The sequence below is a fragment of the Gardnerella sp. CCPDSM genome (assembly GCF_056754715.1).
This window is the reverse complement of sequence record NZ_JBQEQO010000001.1, coordinates 234,209-257,480: the sequence shown is the minus strand read 5'-3', so window position 1 is coordinate 257,480 and position 23,272 is coordinate 234,209. Positions and strand designations below refer to the sequence as shown.

At 44.7% G+C, this 23,272-nt stretch carries 16 protein-coding genes; 7 read left to right on the top strand and 9 right to left on the bottom strand.

The features are described from left to right. Positions 1 to 71 precede the first annotated feature (71 nt). The 3 genes from ACTJLE_RS01090 to ACTJLE_RS01080 form a co-directional block, all read right to left on the bottom strand. Entirely contained in the window at positions 72 to 2,759 is a 2,688-nt protein-coding gene (locus ACTJLE_RS01090) for a glycoside hydrolase family 31 protein (RefSeq protein ID WP_481267052.1), read from the bottom strand. Positions 2,760 to 2,880: 121 nt separating this feature from the next. Next, entirely contained in the window at positions 2,881 to 3,657 is a 777-nt protein-coding gene (locus tag ACTJLE_RS01085; RefSeq protein ID WP_481267105.1) for a TraX family protein, read from the bottom strand. 158 nt (positions 3,658 to 3,815) lie between these two features. Beyond that, positions 3,816 to 5,522 (bottom strand): alpha-amylase family glycosyl hydrolase, encoded by a 1,707-nt coding sequence (locus ACTJLE_RS01080; RefSeq protein WP_481267051.1) that lies wholly within the window; start codon positions 5,520 to 5,522, stop codon positions 3,816 to 3,818. A gap of 257 nt (positions 5,523 to 5,779) precedes the next feature. Between ACTJLE_RS01080 and ACTJLE_RS01075 the strand changes: the two genes are divergently transcribed. The 5 genes from ACTJLE_RS01075 (at position 5,780) to malQ (ending at position 14,344) form a co-directional block, all read left to right on the top strand. Next, a complete protein-coding gene (locus tag ACTJLE_RS01075) occupies positions 5,780 to 7,012 on the top strand; it encodes an extracellular solute-binding protein (RefSeq protein ID WP_481267050.1) in 1,233 nt (410 codons plus the stop codon). A gap of 174 nt (positions 7,013 to 7,186) precedes the next feature. After that, a complete protein-coding gene (locus ACTJLE_RS01070; protein ID WP_481267049.1) occupies positions 7,187 to 8,584 on the top strand; it encodes a carbohydrate ABC transporter permease in 1,398 nt (465 codons plus the stop codon). Positions 8,585 to 8,601: 17 nt separating this feature from the next. Next, positions 8,602 to 9,504: a sugar ABC transporter permease gene (locus ACTJLE_RS01065; RefSeq protein ID WP_479691719.1), complete on the top strand. Its 903-nt coding sequence runs from the start codon at positions 8,602 to 8,604 to the stop codon at positions 9,502 to 9,504. Between the two features lie 389 nt (positions 9,505 to 9,893). Then, a complete protein-coding gene (pulA, locus tag ACTJLE_RS01060; RefSeq protein WP_481267048.1) occupies positions 9,894 to 11,909 on the top strand; it encodes a type I pullulanase in 2,016 nt (671 codons plus the stop codon). Between the two features lie 188 nt (positions 11,910 to 12,097). Next, complete coding sequence (gene malQ / locus ACTJLE_RS01055) at positions 12,098 to 14,344, top strand: 4-alpha-glucanotransferase (protein WP_481267047.1); 2,247 nt, start codon at positions 12,098 to 12,100, stop codon at positions 14,342 to 14,344. A gap of 333 nt (positions 14,345 to 14,677) precedes the next feature. Here the strand turns inward: malQ and ACTJLE_RS01050 are convergent, their stop codons facing one another. The 3 genes from ACTJLE_RS01050 to ACTJLE_RS01040 all read right to left on the bottom strand — a co-directional run bounded on the left by ACTJLE_RS01050 (position 14,678) and on the right by ACTJLE_RS01040 (position 17,118). Then, on the bottom strand, positions 14,678 to 15,283 hold the full coding sequence (locus ACTJLE_RS01050) for a DUF624 domain-containing protein (RefSeq protein ID WP_481267046.1): 606 nt from the start codon (positions 15,281 to 15,283) through the stop codon (positions 14,678 to 14,680). Between the two features lie 150 nt (positions 15,284 to 15,433). After that, positions 15,434 to 16,267 carry a carbohydrate ABC transporter permease gene (locus ACTJLE_RS01045; RefSeq protein WP_481267045.1) on the bottom strand — a complete coding sequence of 278 codons (834 nt, stop codon included), beginning with the start codon at positions 16,265 to 16,267 and terminating at the stop codon, positions 15,434 to 15,436. Continuing rightward, positions 16,264 to 17,118 carry a carbohydrate ABC transporter permease gene (locus ACTJLE_RS01040; RefSeq protein WP_119487590.1) on the bottom strand — a complete coding sequence of 285 codons (855 nt, stop codon included), beginning with the start codon at positions 17,116 to 17,118 and terminating at the stop codon, positions 16,264 to 16,266. Before ACTJLE_RS01040 ends, ACTJLE_RS01045 begins: the two co-directional genes overlap by 4 nt. A 301-nt stretch (positions 17,119 to 17,419) precedes the next feature. Here ACTJLE_RS01040 and ACTJLE_RS01035 point away from each other — a divergent pair, with 301 nt between their 5' ends. Next, positions 17,420 to 18,433 (top strand): LacI family DNA-binding transcriptional regulator, encoded by a 1,014-nt coding sequence (locus ACTJLE_RS01035; protein WP_481267044.1) that lies wholly within the window; start codon positions 17,420 to 17,422, stop codon positions 18,431 to 18,433. A gap of 192 nt (positions 18,434 to 18,625) precedes the next feature. Here the strand turns inward: ACTJLE_RS01035 and ACTJLE_RS01030 are convergent, their stop codons facing one another. The 3 genes from ACTJLE_RS01030 to ACTJLE_RS01020 form a co-directional block, all read right to left on the bottom strand. Then, a complete protein-coding gene (locus tag ACTJLE_RS01030; RefSeq protein ID WP_481267104.1) occupies positions 18,626 to 19,972 on the bottom strand; it encodes an ABC transporter substrate-binding protein in 1,347 nt (448 codons plus the stop codon). Positions 19,973 to 20,247: 275 nt separating this feature from the next. After that, positions 20,248 to 21,669, bottom strand: a complete 1,422-nt coding sequence (locus ACTJLE_RS01025; protein ID WP_481267043.1) for an ABC transporter substrate-binding protein — start codon at positions 21,667 to 21,669, stop codon at positions 20,248 to 20,250. A gap of 177 nt (positions 21,670 to 21,846) precedes the next feature. After that, a complete protein-coding gene (locus ACTJLE_RS01020; RefSeq protein ID WP_481267042.1) occupies positions 21,847 to 22,557 on the bottom strand; it encodes a histidine phosphatase family protein in 711 nt (236 codons plus the stop codon). 171 nt (positions 22,558 to 22,728) lie between these two features. On the opposite strand from ACTJLE_RS01020, the gene ACTJLE_RS01015 reads away from it, so the two are divergent. After that, positions 22,729 to 23,244 carry a DUF4235 domain-containing protein gene (locus tag ACTJLE_RS01015; RefSeq protein WP_481267041.1) on the top strand — a complete coding sequence of 172 codons (516 nt, stop codon included), beginning with the start codon at positions 22,729 to 22,731 and terminating at the stop codon, positions 23,242 to 23,244. Positions 23,245 to 23,272 lie beyond the last annotated feature (28 nt).

Below are 23,272 nucleotides of genomic sequence, written 5' to 3'. Positions count from 1 at the left end.
ATATAATTTTAAATATATGCAGTTCTCTCCTTTAGGAATTATACTACCGTAAAGCAAATTTTCATATAGCTCTACTCAACCGAGCGCAGCAAAATCTCCTCAAGCGCGTGCTTTACCGAAACAGGAAGCGTGCAACGCCATTGCGCCCACTTAACTACGGAAGGCTGATCAGTTGCGTAAGCGTTAAGCATATCAACGTTGTTGCGATACTTTTCTGCTTCCGATTCGTTTTCGTATTCAAGAGTTGAGATTGCAACAATAGCGCTTGCACTTCCGCCAGTCTCGCGCACTGCGTCAAAAGCCATTTCCTTGCCTCTGTACGGCACTTGCGCTTGAAGCAGGAATCGGTAAGCGTCGCCAACTTTAGGGTCGGCAGCGATTTGCAATCCGCCGTCAACAATTACGCGAACTTCCGAACGAGCTGGCACGTCTTTTACAGAAACAGTTAGGCTCAATGTCGACTCTTCGCCTTCGTAAGAAATTGCGAAATCGCTTGCGTTAAGCTCGCGGCTTCCTACAAAAACGCGCACTTTCGCAAAATCTGCGCAAGCAACTCCTCTAAATACAACGTTCCAGTTGCGTTTTTGCGGCACAGATTCTACGGCAGCTTCAGCACCTTCTACGCCGGAAATAATAAATTGCGAAGAACCATTGCCGTCTCGCCACACAAAATTCATGCGAGTGTTAGCAGTATTACCAGCAGACGCTGCAGCAAAATCGCCGTTGTCCTCTCGCATAACAAATTCGCCGTCTGCTCCAGGGAATGCAAGAACGCGCAAAGCTCGCGGATTTTCAATACTATTAACAGCTTCAGCAGCCTCATGACTACGCTCGCAATCTGCAACTTCCGGCAAAACTTGCGTAGGCACAATCGCTCCGGCACGCGCAAAAGCAGGCACACGGTCAAGCGCACGCCACGCTTCAAACCTGCGACCATTCCAGCCGCGAGACACGTACCTGCGCCCGTCAAACAAATCGTACCAATCACCTTCCGGCAACCAAACTTCAGCACATCCGCGCAAAGCAGCAGCATCGTTAGGAGAAGTAATCGGCGCTACTATAAGCTCGCTTCCAAAACGGTACTCGTTAGGAATTTCGTAAGCCATTCCAACTTCCGGCGACTGCCAGTACATTGGCTCAATAATCGGCCTGCCATCAAAAGCTGCGCGATAATTCATCGTATAAACGTATGGCAAAAGTTCCGCGCGCAAACGAAGCATTTTCACCATTGCTTCGCGAGTTTCCTTAGGGAAATTCCACGGCTCTTTTCCAGCAAACGGCGAGCAGGTCGAGTGCAAACGATTAATAGGACTAAACGCGCCGAAAGCGTACCATCGCGCTTCCAACTCGTTGTTGCGCACGCCAAGCATGTGTCCGCCAATATCGTGACTCCACCATCCGTAGCCAATATTTGAAGCCGTAGAAGTGAAGTAAGTTTGGAAAGCAAGCGAATCCCAAGTAGTAACGGTATCTCCCGAGAATCCAACCGGGTAGCGATGCGAACCAGGGCCAGCATAGCGCGAGAACGTAATCGGCCAACGGCCTTCGCGCGCAGCGTCCTCGTAGTGCATATGGTTTAACATCCAAAGCGGATCCAAACCAGGCTCGCGCGTCACTCCACCCTGCTGCCAGTCAATCCACCAGAATCGCACGCCTTCATCTTCCATACGATGATGCATGTTGAAGTAAGCTTTCACAAACTGAGGATTCGTTAAATCAAATTCCACAGCTTTGCCGCTTGCAGGATCAATACCAGCATCTTTCGCAACTTGCGCATAATCTTTTTCGAACGCGCGCACGCCGTCGCGCGGATGCAAGTTCAAAGTTGGAGCCAATCCAGCCGCGTTAAGTTTACGCAAAAAAGCGCGATGATCCGGGAAAAGCTCCTCATTCCACGTGTAACCCGTCCAGCCGGATCCATACTTCGGATCAACGTCCGTCACATGCCAATCCATATCAATAACAGCCGTGCTAAAAGGTATTCCTTCGCGCTTAAAACGATTATGCAATTGCAAATATTCGTCTTGACGGTAGCGATAATAGCGGCTCCACCAATTGCTTAGTGCAAAACGCGGCAGTAGCGGCTGAGCGCCCGTAAGCTTATAAAAGTCTTGAATTGCTTGAATATAGTGATGTCCGTAGCCGAAGAAGTATAAGTCTTTATATCTTCCTGATTGCTCGCTAACTTTTTGCGCACGCGACTTAACCCAAGCCCCATACGGGTTTGGTTTGCCATTTATTTCCTCAGCTGGCACAATTTCGCAAGTTGCAGAATCGTCTAAAACAGACCATCCATCGCGCGAAAGTATTCCTTTACCAAGTTTTACCGAGCCGTTCGCTTGATCCAAAGTCCTAAAAGTTCCAAGAAGATTTCCCGGGCAGTCGTCGCCGTAATGCCACGTATTAAATTGCGTACATGGCACTCCGCGCACAACAATGCTTAAGCCCTCTTTGCTAAAAGCTTCGCAATTATAAGTAAGATGCAGCTTTTCAGTTTCGACTTCCAGCCATCCGTTTTCGTTTGTTCGCGCACTAAATTGCGGCTGAGCGTCCGCACTTTTGTGAGCAAAATTTCGGCAGATTACAGTTTGCGTAGGATTGTCAACAAACTTTCCATCATCGCTCCATTCAAGACGAATAAGAGAATCCGTAATAACCGTAATTCTCCACTTTTCGCCTTTAATTACTTGACTATCCTGCGCCTTTGCGTTTGAGTCGGATGCGTACTTATAAAAAATTCCCAACTTAGAAGATTCCATTATTTTATACCTTGCTTTTTATTAATTCGCGCACACTTCTATTTAATTAACTTACGTTTTTTATTAATTCACGCACGCTTTTATTTAATTAACTTACGCTTTTTATTAATTCGCACGCTTTTTATTTGACGAATACTGCAAACAAAGCTGCAATCGCCAGCATTACCGGGTACCACGCGTACATAGTCCAGCGGAATACTGGCGAATCCTTATGCCCGTCACCATAAGGACTGCGATAGTGCAACACCGCAACTCCAATGCCTGGCGCAAGCATCGACATAGCGCCAAACATGCCGGAAATCAGCTCCATGCGAATTTCATGCTTTTGCATCAGCTCAAAAATCAGCACGAACACAAGAAATATCGCGCCTCCCCAGAAAATTTGCTGACGCACATAAACTTTGCCAATAATATTCCACAATAATCCTGCAACTACTAGCGCAACATACGCAGCACCGCGCGAAAAACCGCTAAAACGCTCTCGAATCATGTCGATTCCCATAAGAACGAATAGCGCAATTACCAGCGCAAACACAGGATTTTGCGAGCGCAAATCAAACGCGCAACCGGATGTAGTAAGATCGTACGGCACTTCGCAAATTATTGCCAAAATCAAAAGTCGCAATATATAAAGATTCACGTTATGCGTATTGTGGTACCCGCGCATAAGAATCCACGCATACCATGGCATCGCCGTCCAGCTCACTACTTCGCAAAGAACCGCAAACGTGAGAGCAAGCATGTTGTCCCTGTGCAAGCCGCCAAACAAATGCGGTATTACGGGAGCGCTAAATGCACTAAGCATCATCATGAACGCGCCAAGCATTTTAAACTTGCGCAAAGTAATGCCCATTTTTATGTTTTTATCTGCACGAATTTTAGGCTTTAGCACATCCATGACTTGCACTCCCTTGTATTTCCACGCATTGTTTTGCATAGCACTTACTTTAAGTAACGCTTTTAAGTAACGTTCTAACGTTCCTTTTAAGTAACGCTTGCTTATTTTTTACTACTCTGTTTTACTACCGTTTATTGTATCGCAGTATTTATTACGACTTAAAGCGGCAGATTGAATATTGCGAAACTTTGCGCGCCGAGTTTCAATGAATTTCCGCAGCCTAACACTTCGCCAATTTTTAGCAAAGGATTTTCGACTGCTTCCTGAGTAAGATTTGCCAGCGCTTCAAACGGCACCGTTTCTGCGTTTACTCCAGGATTCATAACCACGATGCTTCTTTCGGCAGCTGATTCTCCCTCGTTACTTTTTGCGCAACGCTCGTAAGCAAATCCGCGGCCGTCAACAGGAGCATACAAAACTCTCCAAGACGCGTCAGCTTGCAAAGAAGCGCGACTGTGACGAAGCGCAATAAGCGTGCGAACCCAAGAAAGGAATGAATCCTCGCAATTAATTTGCGCAGAAACTGTTGGAATCTCGCCACTTTCTACAGCTTGCTTGCGAGAGTTTGCGCAAGTGCGTCCGTCCGCTCTAGCTTCAACAGGCAAATATAGTTTCGATTTTGCAGCCGTGGAGAATCCAAGATTTTTCGTGTCATCCCACTGCATTGGCGTGCGCGTGCCGGTTCGAGCGTAGCCGCCTTCTTTTGTTGGAATATCTAAATATTTCATGCCGATTTCGTCGCCATAGTAAACAAAAGGCACGCCCGGCATTGTAAGCAGCATTCCGAAAGCAACTCTGCGCTCACGATCATCTAGGCGTGGAGCCATGCGCGGCGTGTCATGATTACAAGTAATAAAGCTGAAGTAGCCTTGGTTGCATGTTGATTCGTATTGCGGGCAGTAGTCGTCCAAGAATGGGCAAATGCTTCCGCCGCCGCGCGCCGAAAAGTAGCTGTGATCATGTTCTGGATTGTTGTCCAAAGCGTTGTCAACATCCCTAGCCAAACGCGCGTAACCATTAGGATTTCCATCCCAACGCCAGCTTAAATAAAAGTCCATGTCGAATCCGGCAGCAAGAGCCTGGCGAGGCCTTCCCCATTCGGACACAAAAGCAGCATCCGGGTACTCTTCTTTTACAGCGCCCAGCATTTCCTGCCATGCGCGAATCGTATTATCTTTGCCAAGACTTCCTTCGCCATTATTGTCATCGTTTTTTACAAGCGAATCTGCCATATCAACGCGGAAACCGTCAGCACCAAGCGAAAGCCAAAATCGCATAACATCAACCATTGCAGCGCGTGTTTCAGCCGCTTCTTTAGAATCAGGAGAAGATTGCCAATCGCGATCCCTATGTGCAAAACCGTAATTTAGCGCAGGCTGACATTTGAAAAAGTTTAGAATATACGTTGCGTCGCGCTCAGTTTCGCCGCCAATAAACGGCATAGAATAGCCGCTAAACGCACTATCCGTCCAAATGTAGCGCTTGCTGAACTCGTTTTCTTGAGCTTTCGAACTTTCGCGGAACCACTCGTGCTCTTCGCTAGTATGACCCGGCACTAAATCAAGCAAAATATGCATTCCACGGGTGTGCGCTTCGTTAAAAAGCTGCTTTAAATCTTCGTTCGTTCCGTAGCGAGCAGCCACTTTTTTGTAGTCACGAACATCGTAACCTGCATCCTTAAAAGGCGAATCGTAGCAAGGATTAAGCCAAATTGCGTTGCAACCAAGCGATTTTACATAATCTAATTTTTCAATAATTCCCTGAATATCGCCTATGCCGTCACCATTCTTATCGTAAAAACTTTGCGGATAAATTTCGTAAAAAACAGCGTCTTTAAGCCATTGTGCGTGATTATATAATCCCATTATTTTGCCCTTCTCGCGTTGCGTTAATTAATTTACAATCAGCTACTTGAAATTTTATATCATAAAAATATTTTCACTAACCCGCCACTCATTTGCAAACGACATAATATCCGTGTATACTACACATTGCTTACGAACGGATTTGTGAGACTTGTGACGCTGCTCTACGCAGCAATCGCGATGTTGCGCCACAACGGAGTCCGTTACTACGCCACCAAAAGATATGCCAGTTTTTGGCATGATCTAGGAGGTCAAGGATGACGAATATTAAGAAGATGCTGGGTGCAGGTCTTGCAGTTGCTACTTTGTTTGGATTTGCAGCTTGCGGTTCAAGCACTGCTACTAGCGATAAGAAGGCCACTGAATCCGGCCCTGTTCAGCTTACTGTTTGGTCTGCTTCTGAAGATCAGAAGGCAGGCGGCTGGGTTGACACCGTTGAGAAGGAATTCCAGAAGGCTAACCCAAACGTTAAGTTCAAGAACACTGTTGTTGAGCCACCAAAAGCTGCTGAGTCTGTAAAGAAGGATGCAAAGGCTGCTGCTGATGTTTATCTCTTCCCTAACGATCAGCTTGGCGATTTGGTCAAGGCTGGCGCAATCGGCGAGTTGAGCGATGATGCTGCAAAGCAGGTCAAGGAACAGAACGAAGATACTTTGATTAATTCTGTTACCGCTCAGGACGGCAAGATGTACGGCGTTCCTTACACCGGCAACACTTGGTTCATGTACTACAACAAGTCCAAGTTTGCTGCTGACGACGTCAAGTCCCTCGACAAGATGCTCGAAAAGGGCAAGGTTGCATTCGATCTTAGCAACGCTTGGTATCTCCCAGGCTTCTACCTCGATGGCAACATGACTCTCTTCGGCGAGAAGGGCAATGATGCTAAGGCTGGCATGAAGCTCGGCGACAAGGCTGCTGAAATCACCAAGTACATCGTAAAGCTCTTTGATAACAAGAACTTCGTGCTCGATGGCAACAGCGCTGGCTTGAACGGCCTCAAGAGCGGTAAGGTTGACGCTTACTTCTCCGGTTCTTGGGATGCTGCAAACGTGAAGCAGATTTTGGGCGACAACTATGCTGCTGCTTCTCTTCCAACCTTCAAGACCGAGTCCGGCGAACATCAGATGAAGTCCTTCGCTGGTTCTAAGGCTGTTGCTTACAACCCTAACTCCAAGCACCCAGAGATGGCTGCTAAGTTCGCTGCATTCTTGGGCTCCAAGAAGTCCCAGCAGATTGCTTATGAGAAGCAGGGCGTTATTCCTTCCGACAAGTCTCTTGCTGACAGCGTAAAGTCTGATCCAGCTGCTGTTGCTCAGATGGAAACCATTGCTAAGACTTCTGTCTTGCAGCCAGCAATCCCAGAGATGGGTAGCTTCTGGGAGCCAATGGGCAACTTCGGTAAGGCAATCGTAAACCACGAGGTTAAGGACGCAAATGCTGCAGACAAGACCGCTGACTTTGCTAAGGGTTTGGCGGGAGCTGTAAAGTAAGCATTTACTTATGCTAACTAAATAAATTTATATGAAATGTATAAGTGAAAATTACAAATAGCTTATGCGTTTGCAAATAACACGCCCCAGTCCCCACTATAGTGAAAAGGGGCCGGGGCGTGTTATTTATATATACTTCTCTAAAGCACTCACTGTTTATATGAAAGGTATGTCATGACTGGCACGACATCCACAAAGCGACAAAGGCGCCAGAAGACGTCAGTTGTAGAACGCTTTGCTCCTTCACCATATTCACTGAAAGAGGCTGCAGAGCACGCAGACATTCTTTCGTGGATTTCCATTATTATTTTCGGTTTCGGCACTTTTGTTCGCAAACAATTCACTAAAGGCATTTTGTTCCTGCTGTGTGAAGTTGTTCTTTTAGGATTCTTATTCACAACCGGTTCAGAATACCTTCCAAAGATTCTTACGCTTGGCACAGTAAAGCAAGGTAAGATTAAGATAAACGGTTTCTGGCATTACACTGCAGGCGATAATTCCGTTGAAATTTTGCTGTACGGCGTTATGTCTATTGCAACAATTATTGTGCTCATTTATTTAGCAACGCTTTCTCTTCGTAGCGCTTATAAAGCACAAGTTATTACAGCAAACGGCCAAAAGCCAGCAAACTTCATTAAAGATGCTTCGTCTCTGCTCGACAGCAAAGCACACGTTGGTTTGATGACACTTCCAACCGCTGGCATCGTTCTCTTTACTATTTTGCCATTAATCTTCATGATTTCTATGGCATTCACAAGCTACGATAGGAACCATCCAGTTCTGTTCACTTGGACTGGTTTAAATAACTTCTTCGCAATTGGTAACTCTAAGAGCTCCATCAACGCAGGCACATTCTTCGACGTTTTGGTTTGGACTCTTGTGTGGGCATTCTTTGCAACATTCCTGAACTTCTTCTTCGGCATGTTCATTGCAATGATTATTAACCGCAAGTCCACCCGTCTTAAGGGTTTGTGGCGCACATGCTTCTCTCTTACAATTGCAGTTCCACAGTTCGTATCTTTGCTTGTTATGAACAACATGCTCCAGCGAAATGGTGCTATTAACAGCATTCTTCTGGAAAATCATTGGATTACTCAACCTCTTCCATTCTTCCAGGATGTAACTTGGGCTCGCGTAACAGTTATTCTTATTAACCTTTGGGTTGGTATTCCGTTCACAATCATGCAGATTACAGGTATTTTGCAAAACGTTCCTGCAGAGCTTTACGAAGCTGCAGAGCTTGATGGTGCAACTTGGTGGCAGCGCTTCATGAACGTCACAATGCCGTACATTATCTTCGTGATGACTCCATACTTGATTACCACCTTCACTGGTAACATCAATAACTTCAACGTTATTTACCTCTTGTCTGGCGGCGAACCAACACCACTTGATTCTTCCGCGGGTAAGACAGATTTGCTTATTACTTGGCTCTACAAGTTGACAGTGGATCGCGGAGACTACAACATCGGTGCTGTTATCGGTATTATGACATTCATTGTTCTTGCCGTCGTAGCACTTATTACGTATCGCAACTCTGGATCTTATAAGAACGAGGAGGGATTCCGGTGAGTAATAAAAATACCGCTATGAAAAACGAAGAAGTTGTTGTACATAGCACCCGTAGTGTTTCTCTGTTCAAAGATCAACGCGTAAGAAGAATAATCGGAGATATTTTCTCCCACTTATTCTTGGCTGTTTTGTCGATTATTTGGTTGATTCCAATCGTTTGGGTTTTCTTGGAAAGCTTCAACAAGAACGAATCTCCATTCCAAAAGACATTCTTCCCAACAGAGTATTCGTTCAATAACTATATTCGCTTGTTCACCGAGCGCGAAGCCTTGGACTTCCCACGCATGTTCTTGAACACTTTGATTGTGTCCATTTTCGTGTGCATTATTTCCTTGTTCTTCGTACTTGCCGTGTCGTTCTGCATGTCTCGACTTCGCTTCCGCGGACGTAAGACATTCATGAATATTGCTTTGATTTTGGGCATGTTCCCAGGCATCATGGCTGTTATCGCTATCTACTTCATTTTGAAGGCTCTCGGTTTGACGAATGGTTCGGTTGTTCTAATCGCACTTATTATCGTCTACTCCGCAGGTAGCGGCGCCGGCTTCTACGTTATGAAGGGCTACATGGATACTATTCCAAAGTCTTTGGATGAAGCTGCTTACTTGGATGGCTGCACTACTTGGCAGGTGTTCTACAAGATTATCCTCCCAATCTGCAAGCCTATGATTGTGTTCCAGGCAATTACGAGCTTCTTGGGTCCATGGCTTGACTTCGTTATGGTTAAGACGATTGCCAACAGCCAAGACAACTACACTGTTGCTTTGGGCTTGTGGAAGATGCTTGATAGGGAATTCATTAGCAACTGGTTCGCACGATTCTGCGCGGGCGCTGTGTGCGTTTCGATTCCTATCGCAATCCTGTTCATTATTATGCAGCGCTTCTACGAGGAGTCCATGTCTGGCTCCGTTAAGGGCTGATAATAACAGATAAAATAAAGAAGGCCGAGGCGCTTTCGAGCGTTTCGGCTTTCTTTATTCGCAATTTAAGGAAAGTAATCTAAAGTAATCTAAAAAAAAAATAAAGCAAAATAATAGCGCAAAAAATATTGCAAATAATGATACTAATGCAGCGCAATTAGTAAATAATTTAAAATCGTGCTGCAGTTTGCTCGCAGTTTGACTCAACACGATACTGGCTTAAAAACCCTACCGTATTCAGCCAAATAGTGCTCAACAAATACTTAAATAAAAGAACAATAATTAAAATATAAAATTTAAAATTAGCTTCATATATTACAATCAGTAAACATACTAAAAACTTATAGAATATAAGAATACTTACAAGTACAAAAAGAAGGCTAAACCACATGACGAATCCATCTTCGGCAACATGGCCAATGTATGAAGGACCTCTTGGTTTTAATTTAAATACTAAGTCAACTACTTTTACCGTATGGGCACCTACTGCACAAGCTGTAACCTTACGTCTTTTTGAAACAGGCAATAATAGCGAGCCAACTCAAACTCACGAAATGAAACCTTTGCGCGACGGCGCTTGGCGAGCCAATTTCCGCAAGCGCTTGGATGGCATGTATTACGACTATCTCGTCACCTTCGCTGATGGCACAGTAAATCGCACATGCGACCCTTGGGGTATTGCAAGCGGCGTAAACGGCGAGCGCAGCCTTGTTATTGACGAAGAGCGAGTATCCCCTGCTAATTGGCATAAAGATAAGTCGCCTAAGTTTGTGCGCCACGCAATGGTTGTTTGGGAAACGCATGTTGCCGATTTCAGCAACGACCCTAATGGCGGTTTTAAACCGGAGCATCGCGGACAGTACCTTGCTTTTACGGACGAGCACACAACTTTGCAAAGTGAAAATGCTTCTTCTGCTTCCGCTACCGCTCTTCCTACAGGCTTGGATTATTTAAAGCAGCTTGGCGTTACTCACGTGCAATTGGAACCTATTTACGATTTTGCAACAGTTGACGAATCTTCTATCGATGCAGCTCGCAAAAATGGTGCTTCTGCAGAAGAATTAGACTCTTTGTATAACTGGGGTTACGATCCTCACGCTTATAACGTTCCAGAAGGCGCGTATTCTAGCAATCCTTACGATGGCACTGCTCGAATTCGCGAGTGCAAAGCAATGATCGCGGCTCTTCATGCCAACGGCCAGCGCGTAATTATGGACGTTGTGTATAACCACATGTACAGGTCTGCGGAGAATGCTTTTGAGCTTATGGCTCCAGGATACTTCTGCAGGCGTGATGCAGATGGCTCTTTTGCTAACGGCTCTGGATGCGGCAACGAAATGGCTTCCGAACACCCTATGTTCCGTAGGTTTATTATTGAATCTTTGCTTCATTGGGCGCGCTGTTACCATATTGACGGCTTCCGTTTTGACCTTATGGGTTTGACGGATACAGAAACTTTGAATCAGGCTCGAGCGGCGTTGGATGAGCTTCCTGGTGGAAAAGATATTGTTATGTATGGCGAGCCTTGGGGTGCTTCTGACCCTGCTGTTGACGAAAAGTTGCCGATGGGAGATAAAGACGGCCGCAACACTCTTAACGAGCGCATTGGTTGGTTTAGCGACGAATCACGCGATTCTCTTAAGGGCAATGTGATGAATCATCTTGACCGCGGATACGTTAACGGCAACGAGTTTTGGTGCTGTGACGCTGCTCGCCAAACTTTGGACGCGTGGCGCGATACTCCTTCTGCAGGTAAGGAAGTTGGTCAGATTGTGCAGTACACTTCCGCTCATGATGATTTGACATTGTGGGATAAGCTTTGCATTTCTATGCGCGAAAACGCAACTGACCTTGAGTTTTCTGCTCAAGATGCGCAACAAGTTGCGGATATTATGAATGCGAATATGTTTGCAGCAGGCATGATTTTGTGCTCCGCTGGCACTCCGTTTATGCTTAGCGGCGAAGAATTTGGACGCACAAAGCACGGTTGCGATAATTCTTATAATCGCGGCGTTTTGCTAAATCAGCTCGATTGGGCTCGCACTGAGCGCTTCCAGCCTCTTATTGAATGGTACCGCGATCTTATTGCTCTTCGCGCGCAACATAGCGCATTATATGACGGAAAACGCAAGCAGCTTACAACTTCTAATCGCACTGTTTTAGCAACGCGAATTGGAAATAATATTATTGTTTGCGCTAATCCTATGTATCACGAAGACGCAACTGTTGAATTGCCTTTAATCCATAGCGAAAAATCTCATGGATGGCATTGCGTATTAAACTCAAGTGATTATTTCGCTAAGTGGACTGGCGAGAAGCCGTCTTCTGAAGTTTCTATTGAAGATGGAAACAGCGCTATTTTGCACTTGCCAAAGCGCACTTTCGTAGTACTTAGTACTAAATAATTGCGCTTTAAAAACCTGCACCTGATATCGCAACGCTAATTTGCAAACGATATCAGGTGTTTATATAATTAACAAACAGGGTGTATTTCAATCCAGAGATGTATTGGATTGCACGCTCTCGCCATAGTTGCACGTTTGGCACGCTTACGACGATGTTAGAAATGTGCCAACAAGATAGAAGGAGCACCATGACAACAACAGCTACTGGCAAAGCTGATGCTGAGAAGCCTATGGAAGAAGAAAGCGCGGAACGTCTTGCGCGTCCGCTTATTAAGCTTGCGAAGGCGTGTGGCGTTGCCACTTTTTATATTGATCAGCAAGGAAGCTACACAGAGATTACAGATGAAGCATTAGTTGGAGTGCTTGACGCATTAGGCATGCCTGCAGATACTCAAGATAGTATTGCAGTTTCGTTAAAGCATGTTCAGCAAAAACGTGCTAGCGAATTGCTACCACCAACCGTTGTTTCGTTTAACGGCAAAAAAACTTGCGTACCAATTCATGCAGGGGAAGCTAAACCGGAAGATATTAAACTTTCGATTACGCTTGAAGACGGTACCGACTACGAAGGCGAATTAGGCGATGTTTTAACCGAGGAAGATGGTGATTTTTACACTGAGCTTCCTGATGATTTGCCAATGGGCTACCACACTTTGCATGCGCAAGTAACGAATAAAAACGGCGAAATTGCGCAACACGCAGACGTTACCTTGATTGCAGCACCTGAGCGCATTCCTCTTCCGGAAAGCGTAAAGAAGCAGCATCGTTGGGGCTTTATGACGCAAATGTATTCTGTGCGTTCGAAGGATTCTTGGGGAATCGGCGATTATGGCGATTTGCGTCGTTTGCTTAAGGATGCCGGCGAAATTGGTAAGGCAGATTTTATGCTGATTAATCCAATTCACGCATGCGCTCCAGTAACGCCTCTTGAGCCTTCGCCTTACTTGCCTGAATCTCGTAGGTTCTTAAATGTTACGTATATTCGTCCGCAAGATATTCCAGAATATGCTGAATTAAGCGGCGAAGATCTTGCTAAAGTCGAGCAATTGCACGAATCTATTGCGCATCAAAATAACAATCCAAATCCTATGGATATTAACGCAGCTTGGGATGCTAAGTTGCCTGCGTTGCGCATTATTTTCAAGCAGCCTCGTTCGGCGGAACGCGAGCACGAGTTTGCTGAGTTTAAGCGTCGTTCTGGCGAAGATCTTGATGCTTTTGCAACTTGGTGCGTTGCGTTTGAAGTTTGGGGCGCTCCTTGGGGCGAGAACTTGTGGTTTGATACCACGGGCAAAGGCACTCCGCAAATTGAGCGTCTTAAGAGAGAACATTCTGACTTGTTTGAGTTCCATCGCTGGTTGCAGTGGATTGCGGACGAGCAGGTTGCTGCGGCTCATGCTGAAGCTAAGGCTGCTGGAATGGCGATTGGCCTTATGCAGGATATGGCCGTTGGCGTGCATGGTTACGGTGCTGACGTTTGGTGGAGTCCGGAACGATTTGCTAATGGCGTAAGCGTTGGCGCTCCTCCTGATTTCTACAATCAGCAGGGTCAGGATTGGGGTCAGCCTCCATTCGACCCGAATTACTTGGACGAAACCGGCTACATTGCTTACCGCGATATGGTTCATAACGTGTTCTTGCATGCAGGAGCCGCGCGAATTGACCATGTGCTTGGACTTTTCCGCTTGTGGTGGATTCCTCAAGGCCAGAGCGCAAGGAATGGCGCATACGTCTACTACAACGTAGACGCAATGCTTGCAGTGCTTACTATTGAGGCAACTCGCGCAGGCGGTGTAGTTATTGGCGAAGATTTGGGCACAGTTCCAAAGTATGTTTCTAAAGTTCTTGCTTCTCACGGCGTGCTTGGCACTGTTGTTGAGTGGTTTACTCACGACGACGAAGCTGAATCCGCTACTAAGAAGCTTGGAAAGAAGCAGATTATATTTGCTGATCCTTCTACTTACCGCGAGTACGCACTTGCTTCTGTTACGACGCACGATATGCCGCCTACCGCAGGCTATCTTGCGTTTGAGCATGTAAAGCTTCGTGAACAGCTTCACTTGCTTACTGATTCTGTAGAAACGTTCCAAGAGGCAGCTACAGCTGAGCGTGACGCGATGATGAAGATGCTTCTTGAGGGCGGCTGGATTAGTAAAGAGGCTGCTGAGGACGTAGAAGGCCACGTGCAAGAGATTGTGGAAGCTATGCATGCGATTATGCGCACTTCCCCATCGTTGCTGCTACAAGTTGCTTTGGTTGATGCTGTTGGCGAGCGCCGCTCTCAGAATCAGCCTGGCACTAGTACGGAGTATCCAAATTGGCGTATTCCTCTTGCTGATGCAGATGGTCGCGTAGTCCACACTGATGAAGTATTTAAGTCGCCACGAGTGCTTTCTATGACAGCAGTTATGCGCGGCGAAAATACAAGTAAGTGAGTATAATTAAAACGTTGGTTTACTGAGAACCGACTCAATTCCCCGCAAGAAATACGGTTTGCATAGTAGCAAATCAAAAGTATTGCTTGCAATGATGTCCTATGTGAGGCGAGCGTCTACGATGATGCTCGCCTCATTAATTATGTGTAAGCGGAAAAATGAGGCCCTAGCGCAGTAACTCATCTGCACGACTGTCCAATAACCACCCACCAGAGACCCTAACGCAGAACGCCATCTGCACGACTGTCCAATAACCACCCACCAGAGACCCTAACGCAGAACGCCATCTGCACGACTGTCCAATAACCACCCACCAGAGACCCTAACGCAGAACTACTTCTTAATATACTTTGCAAAAACACGCTCTATCAAAGGCGTGTGAAGCATAATAGTCGATCCCCAGCCGATGAATAATAGCAACGGCAAACCTTGCGGCAAATAAATAAGTGAAGCCACTACAAGACTCACAAAAACCGCGTCTATAATAATCATTCCAAGCGTTGACTGCCAATACGCAACGCTGAAAATAAGCGCGTTCAAAACGGTTTTGCCAATAGAATTTTCGAAACGCGCCTGTAAAGCAAATACCCATTCCGCTATCAACAGCCAAATTAAGCTTATTGCAAATTGCGGGATTAAAAGCGGCGGTATTCTAACCGCAATCCAAGCCCATAATATAAGCGCAAGAAGCGGCCCCATCACAATCCAAATAGCGGTAGATTTTAAAAAGTTACTTGCGAATGCACGAAAGTAGGCAGAAGTCATGTGCCCTTCCGCATTTTCGACGCGTCTTGCAGCATCATGCGCTGCAGAAATCGCCGCTCCGATAGTTATTAACGGGATGCTTGTTAAAACCATCAATATAGTAAGCCACACTGCATTAGAGAATGTTTCCATACCCTGCGCAAACTTTGAATCCGGATTACCAAACGAGAACATTGAATTATCTCCTTTACGTTTCTGTTTGCGCTATTTATAGCTGACTTACCAATACGCTTACTAATAATACAATGGTGGTGACTTACAAATCTTACGACTGTAGTCACCACCATTATTTTAACCACTTGAGATTTTGGAGGAGAAGAAATCTCAGCCTTTTACCGCACCAGCCATAACGCCTTTGATAATGTACTTCTGGCAGATGAGGTAGAAGACGATAATTGGAAGAATGGCCAGAACCAAGCAGCCCATCATGGCGCCCATTTCAACGGAACCATAACCACCCTTCAAATACTGAACTGCAATCGAAACCGTCTTGTACTTGTTCAAGTCCAAGGTAAGGTATGGAAGCAGGAAGTCGTTCCAAATCCACATAGTTTGCAAAATGGACACGGACACGATTGCTGGCCTCATAATCGGCACAATAATCTGGAAGAATATGCGCGGCACAGAAGCGCCATCAATCATTGCAGACTCTTCAAGCTCTTGCGGAATGCCCTTAATCACGCCAGTGAAAATAAACACTGCAAGACCAGCACCAAAGCCTAAGTAGATAATCCACAATCCCCATGGAGTGTTCAATCCGAGCTTATTGGTGATGTCGGAAAGAGTGAACATAACCATCTGGAATGGCACAATCATGTTGAATAGGAACAAAACATATAGAAGCTTTGCAGCCCAATTGTTCACACGAACAATCCACCATGCGCACATTGATGTGCAAAGCAGAATCAAAATCACGGCGCCAACGGTGATCACGATGGTCCACCAGAAGCTCATGATAAGATTCGTGCGCTCAATTCCTAGGGAATAATTTCCAAGTCCAATAAAAGACTTAGGGTCAAGGCTAAAAGGCTCGCTAGCAATATAAATCTTCGACTTGAAGGAATTTACAAAAACTATAGCGATTGGGAAAATCCAAAGTAAGCTTACAACAGTAAAGAAGATTGTCCACAGTGTAGAATGCTTCATTTTCTCGTTCATGCCACTACCTCCTTAGACCTAGTAAGCATATTCTGAACCAAAGCAAGCACAGCCACAATCACGAAGAACACAACTGCCTTTGCCTGGCCAACGCCTTCACCATTTGTACGCCCGTAGAACGTGTTGAAAATGTTCAATGCCAACATTTCGGACTTTCTGGAAGGCATACCATTTGTCAACGCCAAGTTCTGATCGAAGAGCTTGAAGCCGTTAGTAACAGTTAAGAATGTGCAAACGGTAATCGATGGCATCATAAGTGGAATCGTAATCTTAAACAGTGTTTGCATTGGGCTTGCACCATCAACAGCAGCAGCCTCAATAACATCTCCTGGAAGAGCTTGCAAACCAGCAATATAAATAATCATCATATAGCCGATTTGCTGCCAGCAAATAAGCAGCACCAATCCCCAGAAGCCATACACGGCAGAATACGTAATAGAACGGCCGAAGTATGCCAAAATACCATTAAGTACTAACTGCCAAACATAGCCCAACACAATGCCGCCAATAAGATTTGGCATAAAGAACACAGTGCGGAAAATGTTTGATCCACTAAACTTCTTAGTAAGCATATAAGCAATTGCGAAAGCAATTACGTTAATAAGAATAGTTGTTATTACAGTAAATGCAGTAGTAAAAATTAACGAATGAACAAAGTGTGGATCCCTAAATGCCTTGCGGTAGTTACGAATACCAACGAATTTACTATCTGTAACAGCGTGGAATTTAGTAAAACTTAAATACACGCCCATAATAAACGGCACAACAAAACCAATTATAAAAGCCGCAAATGTTGGCAAAGCAAATAATGCCCACCATTTACGTATTGCTTTTCCGCTCATACTAATCATGACTCGTCACTTTCTCCTCCTTGAGTACGACGCCAGTTTAGACATCGCCGTCCCGAACCAATAATTTCATTTTACTACATGAATTAGTTATGTCAAACGTTGTCATTTTGGCACGTCGCGTGAAAGAAATAAATAAATTTAGTTTTAAAAAAATAGCTTATTATCGTTGGCATTCCAATAAAATTTGCTAAAATAGAAGTGGTTGCAAACGTTTGTTTGTTTCGGACTACGATAGTTCGCTTCAAACAGTCAAACACAAAGCCGTGATACGCGTTTGTTATGCGCGAATAAAGGAGTTCACATGCCAGCGAATATTCAAGATGTTGCAGATAAAGCTCATGTGTCAGTTTCTACAGTATCGCGTTCCTTCACGCGTCCAGATTTAGTCTCTGCCGCTACGCGAAATAAAGTGCTAGCTATTGCAGAGCAATTAAACTTTTCTATTTCAAAATCTGCCGCGGCGCTAAAATCTGGCAAAACTTTGCGTATTGCTTTGCTTATTAGCGATCAAATTCGCCTGTGGTTTGGCGCATCTGTTATTCAAGGTCTTAATCAAGTATTTCACAGCGCAGGCTACGATTTGTCTATTTTCCAAATTTCCAGCAGCGAAGAGCGTAGCGAATTTTTCACTATGCTTCCAACTAGGCGCAATGCAGACGCTGTTATTGTGTGCTCTTTTGATGTAAATACTAAGGAAATTGAGCAACTTAAAACTACAGGCGTACCTATTGTTGGCATAAATTGCTTGCATCCTAAGGATTGTGATTTTGACGCGACTATTAATATTGACGACGATCAAGGCGCGCGTCTTATGGCACGTCACTTAATTGGCTTGGGGCATCGCAATATTGCTTATGTGCGCACAACTCGCGATGTTTCGCTACATTTCAGCGTTTTGCAACGTTATCATTCGTTTATTGACGAGTGTAAAAATAACGGAATCACGCCAAAAGAAATTGTGGCACCTGAAAATTTGGACAGAATAAGCGCTATAGTTTCTATGCTTCTTGGAAATGTAAATATGCCGACTGCTATTGCTTGCCAGGAAGATGGAATTGCTATACCGCTTATGTTCCAGCTTGCTCGCAGCGGTTATGCGACTCCTGGCGATGTGTCGATTATTGGTTTTGACGATAGTTTTTATGCTCATGAAACTGGCTTAACTACTATTAGGCAGGATCCGGTTGATATTGCTGCAACTGTCGCAAAAATGACACTTTCGCTTATAAATGGTCAAGAGGTTGAAAATCCGTATATGATTGTGCCAGCACAGCTTATTGTGCGCTCAAGCACTGCCGCTTTATTAAGTGAGTAAATATTTTATTTTATTTAAGCAAGTAGCTTTTTATAATCCCTACACACTATTTAAATTAAATAAAAAATCCGCTAGGACTTAACACTAAACTGTGTCAGTATCCTAGCGGATCCGCTTACGTCACCTTTGCTTACTTACGTCAGAGGTGCAACGTCTATTAATTTATTTAATATTAATTTATTTAATTAAAGATTAGTCCTCATCTTCGTGAGCCTGAGCATATTCCTTAGCCCAGCCATCAACGAATGCGGTCTTAACCTTATCCCACTTGCCAGTGCCCTGAGCGTACTCAAGCAAAGCAGAGCCGAGATCGTTCTTCCAGTTATCAGATGGCATCACGGTGAAGTTCCAGCTTACTGGGGTCTTACCGGACTTAGCATCTTCAACAGCAGCCTGAGTCAATGGGTTGTCGGACTTAATATCTGCGAAGCTCTTGAATGGAGTGGTGAAGCCCATCTGCTTGGACAAAGCATCCTTGCCTTCTTCGGAGGTAAGCAACCACTTCAAGAAGTCCTTGGTGGCCTTCTTGTTAGCGTCAGAAGCCTTATCGTTGATGCACCAATAATTCTCAGAACCGGTGGCCAAGCCTTGCTTCTCTTCGCCCTTAGCACCAATGTAAATTGGGAGCATGCCAAGATCTTCAGCCTTCATACCAGCCTTGGAGAGGTCGCCCCAAGCCCAAGTACCATTCTGGTAGAACACAGCCTTGCTCTGGGAGAATTCAGCGTTTGCATCTTCGCCAGTCTTGGAGCTGAGCTGAGTTGCAGGAGTGGTGGAATCAGTGATGTAAAGATCGAAGATCTTCTTGTAACCATCAAGAAATGTACCCTTAACCTTTGCAGGCTGCTTGGTAACGTGATCTTCCTTGAACTCGTAGTACAGAGGAAGGTTTGCAAGGTGGGTCTTGAAGCGCCAGTCAGAGCTGGAATCGAAGCCTGCAGAAGTGAAGGCACCATCAACACCAAGATCTGCCTTGTGCTTCTGAATGTCGTCAGCAACAGCCTTCAACTTATCGAAGGAGTTAATCTCCTCAGCAGACTTTACCTTTGCATCCTTAAGCTCGGTGTACTTCTTAAGCAAAGCCTTGTTGTAAATCAAGCCGTAGGTTTCCATTGCGTATGGAACGCCAACAACCTTATCGCCATCCTTAAGAGCAATATCCTTGTTCTGGAGCTGGTTGTAAAGCTCGGTATCCTTCAAATCAGCGGTGTAATCTTTCCAGCTTGCGTAACCGACTGGGCCGTTAATCTGGAAGAGTGTAGGAGCTTCGTCACCCTTGCTGATTTCGCTCTTCAAAGACTGCTCATATGTACCAGAAGCAGCGGTCTGAACCTTTACCTGAACGCCAGTCTTCTTGGTATATTCCTTAGCAACTTCCTTCCACTGGTTTGCAGCTTCTGGCTTGAAGTTCAGGAAGTAAACCTTGCCCTTCTCAGCGGCTTTTTCGCTGGAAGAGGAACCGCAAGCTGCGAGCGCGCCAAAAGCCATCGCTGAGCAAGCTACCAGTGCAATTGTTGACTTAATCGTACGATTCATCATCGAACCTTTCTCGTATGCCGACAATCCCATCATCGGACTGCCACACCTCTAGGTGTCCTTATCGACAATACTTATTATGCCTCAACTATTTGAATATTGCAAACGATGGCATAAGTAAATTAGAGCGTGTCGCCATAAAAATGGCACATAATAATATATTTAAATAAAATTGATAGATATTTTTGGAAATAATTAAAGGGATTACGCAACAATTTAGCAAACGATTGCGCAACCCCTTGAGAATCATAGTTTAAAACAAATTATTTAATTAGCAGCTAACTCTTACTGTGAGCAATCGCATACTCTTTAGCCCAGCCGTCCACGAACGCTTTCTTAAGAGTATCCCATGCTTGATTAGCGCCCATAGAAGTCATACCGTCTTTTGTTGCTTGAGCATATGTGAGCAAATCAGAGCCAACATCGTCTTTCCAACCGTTAGATGGCATGGTAACAAACACCCACTTAACAGGCTTCTTGCCTTCTTTAGCATTGTAATCGACAGCAGCCTGAACAAGAGGATTTTCAGCTTTAAGGAAATTTTTGAAAGGAGTAGCAAAGCCCATCTTATTAGCTAAAGCATCCTGACCATCATGTGACGTGAGTAACCAGTTAAGGAAATCATTAGTTGCCTTCTGATCCTTTTTTGAAGCCTTTTCATTAATGCACAAATAATTTTCAGAACCAGTAGCCATGCCTTGATCCTCTTCACCGGGAGCACCAATATAAATTGGGAGCATGCCAACGTCGTCAGTTTTTATGCCAGCCTTCGAAAGATCGCTCCAAGCCCAAGTACCATTCTGGTAGAACACAGCTTTACCAAGAGCAAACTCATAAACAGCATCCTCGCCAGTTTTGGTGCTTAACTGACTTACAGGAGTTGTGGAATCAGAAATATAAAGGTCAAAAATCTTCCTGAAATTATCAACATACTTGTCATCTATCGACTGCGGCTGACCTTTAACTTTATTTGCAATGAATTGATAATACAGAGGCATATTTGCAAGATGCGTCTTAAAACGCCAATCAGAGCTTAAATCAAATCCTGCGGACGCAAAAGCACCATCAATCCCAAGCTCATCCTTGCGTTTTTGCAAATCGTCTGCAACTTCCTTCAACTTATCAAAAGAGGTTATTTGATCTTCAAAAGATTTGCCATCTTCTTCCGGCTTCAACTTTGAATTATGAAGATCCGCATACCTAGCAAGCAAGGCCTTGTTGTAAATCAAGCCATAATTTTCAGTAACATATGGCACTCCAACAACCTTATTGCCATCCTTAACAGCGTAATCCTTGTATTTGTCACTAAGATTCCTATAGAGAATGGAATTAGTTAGATCAGCAGTGTACTTCTTCCAGTTAGCGTAGCCAACAGGACCGTTAATCTGGAATAGCGTAGGCATACCATCTTGATGATCTCTATATTTCTCAATTTCAGTTTTAAGTCTCTCTTCATACTGATCACTACGTGGTGTAACTATAGTTACTTCAACACCGGTTTCAGCTGTGTACTTTCTAGCAACCTCTTGCCATTCGGAAGAAGCCTCAGGCTTTAAGTTGAAGAAAGTAACCTGCCCTTTAGCAGACCCATCGGTATTTACACCAAAAGACTTAGAAAAACCAAAAGCAGTAAACGCGCAAGCCGCCAAAACAGCGCAAACTACTAGCGCAATAATCGACTTAACTGAACGACTCATCATCGAACCTTTCCACATACTGCTAATCTTTTCCAAACTAACTAATTACCACTATTAAATACTGCTAAACCACAGTAGAGCACCAATAATACGGCAAACTCAAGACTCAAATAACATAAATCTATCTGCAATAAAAATTGTGCAAATCACAATAAAATACATGAAATTCTAAACCGTATTTCAGCAATTCCAATGCACAATTACATTGTCACCTTTGTACTCGCCCAGCACAGAATAATGCGCAGTATCGAGACGCAGCAATCGCGCAAAATCTGGGCTTACTCCAAGCCAGCGAGTAGTTAGTATGCGCAAAACATGCGCGTGAGCAACCACAAGCACATTTTTACCCTGCTTAAGTTTAGGAATTGCAGCATCAATAATTTTTTGAGTACGATTCGAAACCTCTTGCAAACTTTCGCCAGAAGTTCTATGCACATCAACTTCCTCACCATTAGGAAGCACCTCTCTAGCATCGCTAATCATATGCTCAGGAAGAACTTTAGGACCATGCTTCCACACATCCCACGCCTCAACGCCACTTAATGCCGCAATATCGCCGCGCGTGCGCCCCTCAGCAGCACCATAATCCCACTCCAGCGCACTATCGCAAATTGCATACGAAGCAAATCCAGCAAACTGAGCTGTTTGCTGCGCGCGACGAAGCGGGCTTACGAATACGCAATCCTCATCAAAACCTTGCGGAAACTCACAGCGCAAACGTACTTTCGCATCTTTTGCCTGCTCAATACCAACTTCAGTAAGCGGCAAATCCGTGCGCCCAGTATGCTGACCAGACACGCTCCAAGCTGTTTGACCGTGACGAAGCAACACCAAGCATCCCTGCTTCGAGCACTTTTTTTCGGATAATTCTTGAGTAGCGTTATTCTGCATAGCTTTCACATTCCTCTACAGCGCCACGTAACCCTTCCGTCGCGCCGGACGCCAAGCGGCACGAGTTTGTTCACGTATATTTCTCAAAATGCATCTACACTGCTGCAAATCGAGATTACTGTTCTATGTTACCGCCAAAATTGGTATTTCGTTACCACTAACATAGAAAATATGACGCAATTATCATCGGCAAATAATAAATCCGCTCGCAATCATCGCGCAGCTCAGGCTACAGTACAGCGACTTAATGCAGCAAATCATAAGATTGATGTGCTTCGCGAGCGCCGATTAAAAAACCCAAATACTTTAGGAGATTCGTTGCTTAAAGCTGCACTTCCGTCTTTTGCAACGTTTATAGCTGGGCAAATTGCGCATGTTGTGTGGAAAAAGAATATTCATTCTGGAAAAATTAATTTAGGTTCTAATAAGCAACGTAACGAACAGCGTAACGAACAACGTAACGGACAACGTAACGAACAACGTAACGAACAGCGTAACGGACGCTCTAATGAAAAAATTGCGCAAAAGCAACGTGTTAAGCAAGAAGAGCCTCTGCTAATGTCTATTGGATTTGCAGTATTTTCCGCGATTCTTACTACGATTGTTGGCCGCTTAGTAAGTAGCGGAACCTTGTCTTATATTGCGCGGAGGCAAAGAAAACGGCAGTCTCGAAAAAATAAATTCTAGTTTTGAACAAATGAACTGAGAATGCAGA